Annotated in this window: 12 protein-coding genes; 2 read left to right on the forward strand and 10 right to left on the reverse strand. The window is 65.3% G+C overall.

What is annotated here, in order from left to right:
* The first annotated feature begins 46 nt into the window (after positions 1-46).
* Entirely contained in the window at positions 47-382 is a 336-nt protein-coding gene (locus tag LJ656_RS23865; protein ID WP_230511984.1) for a hypothetical protein, read from the forward strand.
* Between the two features lie 127 nt (positions 383-509).
* Here the strand turns inward: LJ656_RS23865 and LJ656_RS23870 are convergent, their stop codons facing one another.
* The 8 genes from LJ656_RS23870 to LJ656_RS23905 form a co-directional block, all read right to left on the reverse strand.
* Complete coding sequence (locus LJ656_RS23870) at positions 510-1,508, reverse strand: LacI family DNA-binding transcriptional regulator (RefSeq protein ID WP_230511985.1); 999 nt, start codon at positions 1,506-1,508, stop codon at positions 510-512.
* 142 nt (positions 1,509-1,650) lie between these two features.
* The gene (locus LJ656_RS23875; RefSeq protein WP_230511986.1) at positions 1,651-2,535 is read right to left on the reverse strand and encodes an SMP-30/gluconolactonase/LRE family protein; all 885 of its coding nucleotides are present in this window, start codon (positions 2,533-2,535) and stop codon (positions 1,651-1,653) included.
* Complete coding sequence (gene xylB, locus LJ656_RS23880) at positions 2,532-3,299, reverse strand: D-xylose 1-dehydrogenase (RefSeq protein ID WP_230511987.1); 768 nt, start codon at positions 3,297-3,299, stop codon at positions 2,532-2,534. The genes LJ656_RS23875 and xylB overlap by 4 nt, the downstream gene beginning before the upstream one ends.
* A 76-nt stretch (positions 3,300-3,375) precedes the next feature.
* A complete protein-coding gene (locus tag LJ656_RS23885; RefSeq protein ID WP_230511988.1) occupies positions 3,376-5,784 on the reverse strand; it encodes a beta-glucosidase family protein in 2,409 nt (802 codons plus the stop codon).
* Positions 5,785-5,993: 209 nt separating this feature from the next.
* The gene (locus tag LJ656_RS23890; RefSeq protein WP_230511989.1) at positions 5,994-7,124 is read right to left on the reverse strand and encodes an ABC transporter ATP-binding protein; all 1,131 of its coding nucleotides are present in this window, start codon (positions 7,122-7,124) and stop codon (positions 5,994-5,996) included.
* Positions 7,125-7,196: 72 nt separating this feature from the next.
* Positions 7,197-8,027, reverse strand: a complete 831-nt coding sequence (locus LJ656_RS23895) for a carbohydrate ABC transporter permease (RefSeq protein WP_230511990.1) — start codon at positions 8,025-8,027, stop codon at positions 7,197-7,199.
* A gap of 3 nt (positions 8,028-8,030) precedes the next feature.
* On the reverse strand, positions 8,031-8,948 hold the full coding sequence (locus LJ656_RS23900; RefSeq protein WP_230511991.1) for a carbohydrate ABC transporter permease: 918 nt from the start codon (positions 8,946-8,948) through the stop codon (positions 8,031-8,033).
* A 60-nt stretch (positions 8,949-9,008) separates the two neighbouring features.
* Positions 9,009-10,190 carry an extracellular solute-binding protein gene (locus LJ656_RS23905; protein ID WP_230511992.1) on the reverse strand — a complete coding sequence of 394 codons (1,182 nt, stop codon included), beginning with the start codon at positions 10,188-10,190 and terminating at the stop codon, positions 9,009-9,011.
* A gap of 358 nt (positions 10,191-10,548) precedes the next feature.
* Between LJ656_RS23905 and LJ656_RS23910 the strand changes: the two genes are divergently transcribed.
* On the forward strand, positions 10,549-11,625 hold the full coding sequence (locus LJ656_RS23910) for a LacI family DNA-binding transcriptional regulator (RefSeq protein ID WP_230511993.1): 1,077 nt from the start codon (positions 10,549-10,551) through the stop codon (positions 11,623-11,625).
* Here the strand turns inward: LJ656_RS23910 and LJ656_RS23915 are convergent.
* Together LJ656_RS23915 and LJ656_RS23920 are read right to left on the reverse strand one after the other, a co-directional pair.
* Entirely contained in the window at positions 11,604-11,993 is a 390-nt protein-coding gene (locus LJ656_RS23915) for a type II toxin-antitoxin system VapC family toxin (RefSeq protein WP_230511994.1), read from the reverse strand. The two genes, LJ656_RS23910 and LJ656_RS23915, sit on opposite strands and share 22 nt — an antisense overlap.
* The gene (locus LJ656_RS23920) at positions 11,990-12,223 is read right to left on the reverse strand and encodes a type II toxin-antitoxin system Phd/YefM family antitoxin (protein ID WP_230511995.1); all 234 of its coding nucleotides are present in this window, start codon (positions 12,221-12,223) and stop codon (positions 11,990-11,992) included. Before LJ656_RS23920 ends, LJ656_RS23915 begins: the two co-directional genes overlap by 4 nt.
* Between the last annotated feature and the right edge of the window lie 196 nt (positions 12,224-12,419).

Raw genomic sequence — 12,419 nt, forward strand, 5'->3', positions numbered from 1 at the left:
GAACTGCTATGTTTCAGCACAATAGACGTTCAGCCAGGGGGCAGCCATGATCTTGTACACAGTCGGCATGGGCTTATACGAAGTGAAGCGTGCTTTGCTCGAGCAAGTGGACGGTTCTTCCCTCAAGCTTCCGAGGTTTTTTTCGACTTCGGAGCAGCTCATTGCGTTTTTGAGCAATGCGCCCGGCGTAAAATTCGCGCTCTCCGCGGTGGGGACAGCGACTGTCGCGGACGATCTGCTTTCGAACACCGCTGCCGACGCCTATGGCCCCCAGTTCGGCGACGTGCTGTGCGGCCTGATCTTATATGACGGCACCAAGAAGCAAGTCCTGACTGTCGGCACTTATGTGGGCAGCGATGTGAACCGGATTTTCGGCGGATAAGTGCCTTGGTCGCCCACCCTTCGAAACTGTTCGATCACGACTGGCATTCGGCGGAGGCCGTGAGCGCCCGCCGGGCGTTCGTGATCGACACGATCACACGGTTCGTTGTGGTTAAGGGTTCTGGCGCCTACGCGCTGTCGCGCGCGATCACCGAGAAGTCGATCTTCGCCGCCTTCCTGCGCTGCGGCGCGGCGCCCGTCTCGCGTTCGGCCAGCGCGGCGAGCAGCATTTCGCCGGCGCGCCGGCCGATTCCGTACGCGTCGACCGACACCGTCGTAATGCTCGGCTGACAGCACCACGACACTTCGAAATTGCCGAAGCCGGCCACCGCGATATCGCCCGGCACCGACAGCCCGCGCCGGTGACATTCCATGATCGCGCCGAACGCGGACATGTCGCTCACGCACATCACCGCGTCGGTGTCGGGCCACGCTTCGAGCAATGCGCTGATCGCCGGACCGCCGTGGCTCATCGTGATCGGTGACTCGCCGAGCCGGATCACGCGCGGCTCGCCGAGGCCGAGCGCCCTGATTTCGGCGACGTAGCCGCGCGCCCGGTCGGCGCCGCGCCGGTCCAGTTCGCTCGCGCCGGCAATGAAACCGATGCGCCGGTAGCCGCGTTCGTGCAGATGGCGGACCATCGCGCGCGCCGCCGCGGAATTCGAGAAGCCGACCACCGTATCGATCGGATCGCTCGGCAGGTCCCACATTTCGACCACCGGAATGCCGGCGCGCTGCAGCAGCGCGCGCGTCGCGTCGGTGTGGCGGCCACCGGTCAGCGCGACGCAGCGCGGCTGGTGGCGCAGCATCGAGCGCACCAGCAGTTCTTCCTGTTCGAGACTGTAGGCGGTGTCGCCGAGCAGCAGTTGCAGCCCGTGCGGCGTGAGCGCCGCGTTCAGCCCGCGCACCGTGTCCGAAAAGTTCGAGCTCGACAGCGACGGCACCAGCACCGCGACGAACTCCGAGCGGCCCGACGACAACGCGCCCGCGGCCGCGTCGGCGACGTAGCCGAGTTCGTCGATCACCTTCTGGACTTTCTCGCGGGTCGCCTGCGATACGTTGCGGCCCGCGAGCACGCGCGACACGGTCATCTTCGAAACGCCCGCGCGTTCGGCGACATCGGACATACGGGGCGGGACGGCTAGCCTGGACAACGTCATGGTAAGAGGCGGAACGAATGCGCGAGAGTCACGGAACGCACATGATACCTGGCCGCCTGCGCCGGAGCGTTCGCGACGATATCCTGGCTTGACATCGGCTGTCGCTGTTCTACCGCGCGAAGCCGACCGTGCAGCGTGCCTGCGCCTGCCCGGCCACCGGCGCGCGGAACAAGAACAGCCCGCCCGCCTGCGGCTGATGCTGACGCTCGACCGCGGTCAGGCCCTTCCATGCGGTCGTCACGTACACGGTGCGCAGATCGGCGCCGCCGAACGCGAGCTTGGTCACGTTCGCGCACGGCAGCGGCACCTGGTCGACCAGTTCGCCGGCCGGAGAATAACGCTCGATACGCCAGCCGCCGAACAGCGCGACCCACACGAAACCGTCAGCATCGACGGCGAGGCCGTCGGGGTGGCCGTCGCCCGAAATCGCCGCGAAAATGCGCTTGCCCGACAGCGTGCCGTCGGCAGCGACGTCGAACGCGTAGACCACCCGGCGCATCGTGTCGTTGTGATACAGCGTGCGCCCGTCCGGGCTCATCGCCGGGCCGTTGGTGATCACGTAGTCGTCGTCCTGCGCGAGCGCCTCGCCGGCTTCGTTCACACGATACAGCGTGCCGCTCGGCGCCACTTCGGCGTTGTCCATCGAGCCGAACCACAGCCGTCCCTGCGCATCGACGAAACCGTCGTTCAGGCGGTTGCCCGGCAATTGCGATTCGACGTCGATCAGCTTCGCGAACGCGCCGCTGGTCGCATCGAAACAATACAGACCGTCGGGCAATCCGCATACGAATAGCCGGTCCGCCAGCGGCACGATGAAGCCGGGCTGATCCGGCGCCTGCCAGCTTTGCTGCTCGCCGCTATCGAGTGCCAGCCGGTGGATCCGGTGGCCCTTGATATCGACGAAATACAGCGCGTTCTCGGCGGCCTGCCACAGCGGTCCTTCGCCGAGTTCGGCGCCGACCGGCCACACGCACACAGGGACCGGCATGCTCATTCTCCGTACCACCCTGCGTCGACGAAGTAGTCGCGGCCGGAACAGCGCGACGCGTCGTCCGAGGCCAGAAACAGCGCCATGCGCGCGACGTGCTCGGGCTCGATGCGCAATTTCAGGCACTGGCTCGCGACGACCTTCGCCTCGCTTTCCGGCGATTGCCACAGCGCCATCTGGCGCGGCGTCTTGATCGCGCCCGGGATGATGCAGTTCACGCGGATGCCCGCGCCGCCGAGATCGCGCGCGAGACCGCGCGTGAGCCCTTCGATGCCGGCCTTCGCGGTCATGTAGATCGCCAGATTCGGTAGCGCCAGATGCCACGACACTGAGCCGAGATTCAGGATCACGCCGCGGCCGGCCTCGCGCATCCCGTTCGCGGCGGCCTGCGCGCAGAAGAACTGGTGACGCAGATTCACCGCGATGCGGTCGTCCCAGTAGCTCGCGGTCAGTTCGCCGATTTCATGGCGGTCGTCGTTGCCGGCGTTGTTGACCAGCACGTCGATCGGACCGGCCGCCGCGACGATCGACGCGAACATCTCGTTGATCGCATCGACGTTGCGCAGATCGCAGCGCCGGAACAGCGGCGGATGCTTCGCATCGCGAAGCTTTTCCTGCAACGCCAGCGAATCGGCCTCGGCGACGTCGAGGAAGAACACGCGCGCGCCCTGTTGCGCGAACGCCTCGGTCATCGCGGCGCCGATCCCGCTGCCGCCGCCGGTGACGACGACCGTTTTGTCCGCCAGGCTCGGGTAGATTGCGTACGACATCAGATATTCCGTTGTTTCGAGTAGGGTTCGAGTGGGACTGCCCGGAGAGCCCCCGGGCGGCCGGCTGCCGTTCAAATTACGACACGATATCGACTTCGGCCAGCATGCGCCAGTCGCGCGGCAGCGTCCGGGTCGCAGTGCCGGTCACCGTGACCGTGCCGCTCAGATGAATATCGCGGCTCGAGCTGCCGACCAGCAGATCGAAGTCGCCCGGCTCGACGATACGCTCGCCGCGCGCGTCGGTGAAGTTCAGCATGTCGACCGGCAGCCTGACCCGCACCCGCGTTGCCGCGCCGCTCGCCAGCGGAACCCGTGCGAACGCCTTCAACTCGCGCACCGGCCGCGCGACCGACGCATGACGGTCGCGCACATAGATCTGCACGACTTCGGTACCGTCGCACGCGCCGATGTTTTCGAGCGCGAAGCTCAGTTCGATCGTGCCGTCGTCGATTGCCACTTCGCTTTGCGCGAGCGCGAGCTCGCCGTAGCGGAACTGCGTATAGCCGAGCCCGAAGCCGAACGGGTAGCGGCAACCGAAGTGGTAGGCGACCGGCGTGCCCGCGCTTTTCAGCCGATGGTTGTACACGTACGGCACCGCGCCCGCGCTCTTGGGCACCGACAGCGGCAGACGACCGCTGAAATTGGCGCGGCCCACCAGCAGATCGGCGAGCGCTTCGGCGCCGCGCTCGCCCGGCGCGAACGCGATGATCTGCGCGGCGATCCGGTCTTCGAGACCGCCCAGGTTGTACGGCCGCCCGCCGGTCATCACGACCACGGTCGGCGTGCCGCTCGCGACCACCGCTTCGAGCAATTGCTGCTGCACGCCGGGCAGTTCGAGGCTGTCGGTGTCCGAGCCTTCGCCGACCGTACCGGACTGGAACAGGCCCGCGAGGTCGCCGACGAACACCAGCGCGACGCCGGCCCCGCGCGCGGCTTCGACGGCCGCCGCGATCTGCTGGGTGTCCTTGCTGATCAGTTCGTCGTCGCGTTTCGCGTCGCCGCTCAGATCGAGCGACACGTCGCCCGGGAACACCGGCGCGCCGGCGCGGCGCTCCTTGATGATGTCGCAGCCGCGCGCGTGGATCACGCGCTCGTTGCCGAGCAGCGCGCGCAACGCACGCAGCGGCGTCGCGATCGAGGCGGTGGACTGCTCGCCGCTATTGATCAGATGAACCGGGAAGCTGTAGCCAGCGAGCAGCGCGAGCGGGTCGTCGGCGGTCGGGCCGATCACCGCGATCTTGTCCGCGCCGTTCGTCTGCAACGGCAGCACGCCGCCTTCGTTGCGCAACAGCACCGCCGATTCGAGCGCGACCTGATACGCGGTATCGCCCGCGGCCGCGCTCTTCACGTTGACGCGCTCCGGATCGACGTACGGATTCTCGAACAGGCCGAGCTGGAATTTGGTGCGCAGCACGCGCGACACCGCGGCGTCGATCGTCGCTTCGGTGATCTCGTCGCGCGCCAGCGCTTCCTTCAGATGCACCGCGCACTCGTGGCCCGGCAGTTCGACGTCGAGGCCCGCGTTGAACGCGAGCGCCGCCGCCGACGCGCTGTCGCGCGCCACCGCATGGTGGCTGAACAGCAGGTCGACACCTGCGTAATCGGCGACGATCAGACCGTCGAAGCCCCATTTGTCGCGCAGCGTGTCGGTCAGCAACGCGCGGTCGCCGTGACACGGCACGCCGTCGACGTCGTGATACGCGGGCATCACCGAACCGGCGTTCGCGAGCTTGACCGCCATCTCGAACGGCAGCATGAACACGTCGTTCAGCTCGCGCGGGCCGACGTGCACCGGCGCATGATTGCGGCCGCCTTCGCTGGCCGAGTGGCCGACGAAATGCTTGAGCGTCGCGAGCAGATCGCGGCGCTCGCCTTGCAGACCCTTCACGTAGTGGCAGGCGAGCACGCCGACCAGGTACGGATCTTCGCCGAGGGTTTCCTCGGTGCGGCCCCAGCGCGGATCGCGCGATACGTCGAGCACCGGCGCGAGGCCCTGGTGACAGCCGATCGAGCGCGCCTGTTCGCCGATGATCCGGCCGACTTCGCCGACCAGCTGCGGATTCCACGTCGCCGCGTAGTTCAGCGGCGACGGAAACAGCGTCGCGTCCTTGATCATCAGCCCGACCAGACACTCTTCGTGCGCCATCACCGGAATGCCGAGGCGGGTGTCCTCGACCATCTTGCGCTGCAGCTCGTTGAGCGCGCGCACGCCTTCCTTCGGCTCGACGGTGTGGGTGCCGAGCGGCCGGGTGATCTGGCCGAGGCCGTGCTGGAGAATTTCGTCGACGGTGCTCTGGTTCGCACTCTGCGCAAAGTCGATGCTGCGCGCCTTGTGCTTGCCGTCAGCCGACAGCTTCAGCCACGCGGCGTGCAACTGCGCGATCTTTTCGTCGAGCGTCATGCGCGCGAGCAGATCGGCCGCGCGCTCCTCCACGGTCGCCGCACTGTTGCGGTAGAGCGGAACGTCACCTTGCCGAAGCAACATCGAAAACTCCTTTTGTCCTGTTGTGTGAAGCGCGCGAAGCGCCGGCACCGCCGTGATTCGCCCGCGCGCGGCGGGGCGTTGGATCAACGGCGATGCGATCCCTACGTTTTCATTTTCCCTGCGAATATTCGCAGTCCTGCTGATCGATCGAGTGCGGGCGCGAGTCGACCGCGGCTACGGGTGAGCCGCGGCCGCTGGCGCCGCTGAACTCAGTGCAGACGCGGCAGCGCGAAGTCCTTGTCGTCGAACACGTGACACGCATCCGGTGCCAGCGCCAGTTCGATCCGCTCGTCGGCGCTCACGCCGCCGTCGCCGGGCAGCTTCGCGATGATCGGATTGCCGTCGCGCGCGCCGCCGGCCAGATGCACGTAGCTGTGCTCGCCCATCCGCTCGACCAGCCGCACCGCACAGCGGATCGTCTGCACGCCGGGCTGGCTCGACGGCAGCGCCAGATGCTCGGGACGCACGCCGAGCGTGACCTGCGCGCCGACCGTCAGGCGCCGGCCGTCCACCTGCGCGCGCGCCCGCTCGCCGGTCGTCAGTTCGACCTCGATGCCGCGCTCGTCGGTCGCGAGCACTTTGGCCGGCAGGAAGTTCATCTTCGGCGACCCGATAAAGCCGGCGACGAAGCGGCTCTTGGGCCGGTGATACAGATCGAGCGGCGCGCCGATCTGCGCGATGCTGCCGTGCTTCTCCATCTCCGCGCCGGCGTGCAGCAGCACGATCTTGTCGGCGAGCGCCATCGCTTCGATCTGGTCGTGCGTGACGTAGACCGCGCTCGCGCGGCGGAACTCGCGATGCAGGCGGGCGATTTCGGTGCGGGTCTGCACGCGCAGCGCGGCGTCCAGATTCGACAGCGGTTCGTCGAACAGGAACACGCCGGGCTCGCGCACGATCGCGCGGCCGATCGCGACGCGCTGACGCTGGCCGCCGGACAGCGCGGCCGGACGGCGTTCGAGATAGCTGTCCAGTTGCAGCGCGGCGGCCGCGCTGCGCACCTTCTGGTCGATGATCGCCTTGTCGACTTTCGCCTGGCGCAGACCGAAGGCCATGTTCTCGTACACGCTCATATGCGGATACAGCGCGTAGTTCTGGAACACCATCGCGACCTGGCGCTTGGCCGGTTCGACGCTGTTCATCAACTGGCCGTCGATTCGCAGCTCGCCGTCGGTGATCGATTCGAGTCCGGCGATCATCCGCAGCAGCGTGGACTTGCCGCAACCCGACGGGCCGAGGAACACGCAGAATTCGTTGTGGCCGACTTCGAGGTTGGCGTCGCGAATCACCGTGGTGCCGCTCGTATAGGACTTCTGGACGTTAGTAAGGGAGATGCTTGCCATGACGTTGTATGCGAAGTTCGGTGCGCGGGCCGGCTTCAGCCCGCGCGTTGTCGAGGTGGTAGGCGAGGCGGCTCAGCCCTTCAGCGAGCCGGCCATCATTCCCTTGATCACGCGCTCCTGACCGAACGCATAGGCGACGATCAGCGGCAGCGAGGTGAGCACGAGCACGGCCAGCATCGACGGGATGTTCGACGCGTATTGCCCCATGAAGTCCCAGATCGCGAGCGGCAGCGTACGGTGCTCGGCGGTCGACGTGAGCATGTACGCGAAGATGAACTCGTTCCACAGACCGATGCCGTTGAAGATCGCGACCGTCGCGAGCCCCGGCGCCGACAGCGGGAAGAAAATGCGCCAGAAGATCCGGAACGGGCTGCAGCCGTCGAGTTGCGCCGCTTCTTCGAGTTCGCGCGGAATCTGCCGCATGAACTCGGTCAGGATGAAGATCGACACCGGCAGGCTCAGCGCGACATACGGCCCGAGCAGCGCGAACGCGGTGTCGTAGAAGCCGAGGTTGCGCGTGAGCAGATAGATCGGCACCAGCGTCGCGTGCAGCGGCACGATCATCCCGGCCACCACCAGACCGAACAGCGTCTTGTTCAGCGCGAAACGCACGCGGGCGAACACATATGCCGCCATCGCGCTGATGATCGTGATCAGCAGCACCGACACGCCTACCGTAAACACGCTGTTACGGAAGTAGGTGAAGAACGGGCCCTGCAGAACGGCGGCGTAATTGCCCCAGTAAAAGTGCGCGGGCAGCGCCCACACGGAACTCGTGTAAGTCTCTTCCTGGCTCTTGAAGCTCGAGACGACCATGAAGATAAACGGGATCGTCGTGACGCCGAGCCAGATGATCGCAAGCAGAGGAACGCCGATGCGGGGAAAGCGAAATTTCTTGTTCATGGTTCAAACCTCGGTTGCGTAACGACGGCTGAGATACATCGATACCGCCGCCACCGCGATGACGATCAGGAACATCGCCGAGCCGATCGTGCTGCCGTAGCCGAGCTGGAACGAACTGAACACGGTGCGATACATATAGGTGGCCATCACCTCGGACGAGCCTTCCGGGCCGCCGCCGGTCATCACGAACACCAGATCGAAGTAGCGCAGCGAACCGAGCACCGACAGGATCACCGCGGTGCGCACCGTGCCTTGCAGATGCGGCAGCTTGATGCGCCAGAAAATGGTCCACTGCGATGCGCCGTCGAGCAGCGCCGCCTCGTTGACCTCGGCCGGCATCGACGAAAGGCCGGCCAGAAACAGAATCATGTAGAACGGCGCGTTCTGCCAGATGATCACGGCGATCGTCGCGGCCAGCGAGAAATGCGGGTCGCCCAGCCAGTCCTTCGCGAGACTGTCGAGGCCGAACGCCTGCAACGCGAGATTGAGCGGGCCGAAATTCGGGTCGTAGATCTGCTTGAACAGCACACCGATCGCGACGCTCGACATCAGCAGCGGCAGGAAATAAAGCACCTTCAGCAGGCGCGAGCCGCGGCCGGCTTTTTCCAGCAGCACGGCGAGCGCGAGCGCGATCGGCAGCTGGATCACGATCGACGCGACCGCGAGAATCACGTTGTTCTTCAGCGATTGCCAGAACACCATGTCGTGTGCGAGCCGGGCCCAGTTAGCAAAGCCGATATAACGGGCGGTATTGCCGAGGCCGTTCCAGTCGAGCAGCGACAGCCGCAAACTGGAGAGCAGCGGATAGAGCAGGAAAACGGCCAGCAGCAGCAGCGACGGCGCGAGAAACACGACCGTGACCAACGTTTGCGGCGACAGCCGCAGCCGGCGTTCGGGTGTAGCGGAGAGTGCGATATTCACGAGCTTGTCTGCCGGCCGGCACCTCGCGGTGACGGCCGGTCTTTTCCGTTGAACTGGAGATTAACCGCCCTTCTTCGCGGCGGCCTGCATTTGCTGCGCGGCGGCCTCGGGCGTCAGCGAAAGACCGAACAGTTGCTGCGTCGTGTCCTTGTGCATTTCGCCGAGCGCCGGCGGCAGTGCCTGGTCGTACCACAACTGCACGCTCGGCGCCGCGGCGAGCAGCTTCTGCAGACGCTGCGTGAACGGATCGTCGATTCGCACGTTGTTGACCGGCGGCAGCTTGTGGTCATCCGACGCGCGAGCCTGCATCGCCTGATCGTCGGTCAGCGACTGGATCAGCTTGAACGCCGCATCCGGCGACTTGCACTCGGCGGAGATGCTCAGGAAGCCGTCGCCGACCGTACCGATCAGGTCGCGCGGATCGCCCTTGCCGCCCGGCACCGTCGGGAACGGGAAGAAGTCCAGATCCTTCGAGAACGCCGGCGCCTCGTTGGCGATCGTCGACGCTTCCCATGCGCCCATCAGCTCCATCGCGGCCTTGCCCGAGTACAGCAGACGGCGCGACGCGCCCGAGTCGTAATCGAGACCGTTGATGCCGGGCGCGAACGCGCCGGCCTTCACCAGTTCCTGAATCCGCTTGCCCGCTTCGACGAAGGCCGGGTCTTCGAAGCCCTTGCCCTTGCCCGCGAGCGCGTCCTTCACGACCTGCGGACCACCGATCCGGTCGACCAGGTACATGTAGTACATCGAACCGGTCCACTTGTTCTTGTTCGCGAGCGAGAACGCGGCGACGTTGTGCGACTTCAGCACTTCGACCACGTGCATCAGTTCATCCCACGTCTTCGGCGGCGTAATGCCGTACTTCTTGAAGGTTTCCTTGTTGTAGAAAATCACCGCGGCAGCGGCGTTTTCTGCGGCCACGCCGTAGGTCTTGCCGTCGAACGTGGTCACGTCCCACGACGACTGCATGAAGCGGTTGCGATACGCCGGATCCTTGCTCAGGTAAGGCGTGAGGTCGAGGATCTGACCGGACTGCACGTACTCGTGAAGGCCGCCGCCGCCCCAGTTCTCGAACACGCAAGGCGGCTGGTTCGCGCCGAACGCGACCTTCAGCTTGGTCTTGTACGCCTCGTTGAGCACGTGCGAATTTTCGACCTTGTAACCCGGAGTCGACTTCTCAAAGCGATCCGACGCGTCGCGAATGATCTTGCTCGACGACGCATTGGTTTGCTGGTCCCACACGGTGAGCGTCCTGGACTCCGCCGCGACGGCGTTCGAAACTACTGCAGACAACGTAAATAGCAGCGCCGTGGCGCCGACGATGGACCGCGCTTTTGAAAAAGCCGGGTTCGCCATGTTATGTCTCCTTTCTAGGATTTATAAGAAACCGCCGGGTCTCCAACGTTAGCCTTAACGTTAGCGAATGTTAGGGCAGCGTTCGAACTACGGCTATGCGGGATTTTACCTGGTATCAGAACCTTAAAGCTTGCATCCTGCATCAGATTAGCCCCCTGAGCATGGGGCTGAAATGACAACGCCTCTGGTAGAATAGCGACTACATAAACGGTATCGCTAACGTGATTAGCGAGTCGAACCAACGATGACTTCTCGCACTCCTTCCACCCGCATGGCCAGGCAGACGCCCACGCTGGAGCATGTCGCGAAGCTGGCCGGCGTCTCCCAGATGACCGCGTCGCGCGCGCTCAACGGCCGCCCCGGCGTGTCGCGCGAAACCCGCGACGAAGTACTGCGCATCGCGTCGGACATCGGTTACGTGGTCAACCGCACCGCGCAGAAACTCTCCGGCGGCCGCAACGGCATCATCGGCATCATCACGCCGACGCTCGACACGCAGTTTTCCAGCGAACTGGTGCTCGGCGCGGGCCGCGCGGCACGCGGCGCGGGCATGGAGATGCTGGTCTACACGGTGTTCGACGAAGACCGTCATACTCATCACGATCTGCTCGGCCTGATCCAGCAATTCTCCGACGGCATCCTCGCAATCCTGCCGCGCGAATCGCTGTGTCTCGAAGCGCTCGCCACCGCCAAGGTGCCGGTCGTCGTGGTCGATCAACGCGGCACACTGACGGGCTTTCCGTCGGTCTCGGTCGACAACTACGGCGGCGCGTGTCTGGCGGTCGAGCATCTGGCCGAACTCGGTCACAAGCGGATCGCCTTTCTGGCCGGCGACGAAACCATCGAAGGCGTGCGCGATCGCCAGCGCGGCTATCACGACACGCTCGCGCGCCTGAACCTCGTGCGCGAAGACGCGCTGGTCGCGGCGGGCGACCTGTCGCAGATGATGGCGTTCGACGTCACCTTCGACCTGCTGAACCTGCCCGAGCCGCCCACCGCGATCTTCACCGCCAACGACCAGAGCGCGTTCGGCGTGATCGCCGCGATCCGCGAAGCGGGTCTGCGAGTACCGGACGACATCTCGGTGATCGGCTTCGACGATATTCCGATGTCCGAACAATTCCATCCGGCGCTCACCACGATCCGCCAGCCGTTCCAGCAGATGGCGCGCTCGGCGGTCAACACGCTGCTCGCGCAGATCGCCGGCATCGACGCCGCTTCGCAGCGCATCACGCTGCCGGCCGAACTGGTGGTGCGCGATTCCACCGGTCCGGTCCGCACGAAGCAGCGCCGCGCCCGTCACCAGATCGTTTCTACATAAGTCGACGCGCGCACCTTCGCATCGGAGGTGACCAGCGCGCCGCCGTAGGTGCGCGCGGTCGCGACGATCAGCCGTTGATGCGAGCTGAGCGCCGGCGACAGCGTGGCCGCGCGGAACGCGATCTCGGTGTCGACCGGAATCATCCGCACGCCGTCCAGCGACAGAAACGTCGACAGCCAGCTGCGCGCATCCATAGACAAACCCAGACTGCCCGCCTTCACGAGCTCGGCGATCTCCAGCGCGCTGATCGCCGAGATCAGGATCTCGCCGCCGTCGAGCTCGCGGTCGATCGCCTCGTGCGCGGCCTGGCTCAGCGCCTTCTGCCTGCCGAGCCAGCACACCAGCGCCAGCGTATCGAGCGTGATCATCCCTCTTCCTGCTCCGCGGCGACCGGTTGCAGCGCATGCTTGAGGTTGAAGTGCGTGATCGACGCGCGCAGCAGCTCGAGCGGATTTTCCTGCTTGCTGCGATACGGCCGGATCTCGATGGTCGGATGCCCCCGGTCCGTCACGATCACGGTTTCACCCAACGCTTCGACCTGGCGAAACAATTCGCACGCGCGGGATTTGAAAATGGCTTTGGATACTCGCTTTTCCATGACGCTCTCCACCCAACTGAAATTCCAACGGTTATTTTTGTGCCGGGCCGCCGCGTCGGCTCTCGCACGCTACTGCTGCGCGACCTGACCGTCTTTATCAAACCTGCCTCACACCTGCCTCACTCGTTACTGCCCGAGTTCCTTCCTGAAGCTCTCTCCAGCTTCAGTCCTGCCCTGATGCGACGCGCTCGCGGCG

This window comes from Paraburkholderia sejongensis (assembly GCF_020880815.1).
Classification (GTDB): Bacteria; Pseudomonadota; Gammaproteobacteria; order Burkholderiales; family Burkholderiaceae; genus Paraburkholderia; species Paraburkholderia sejongensis.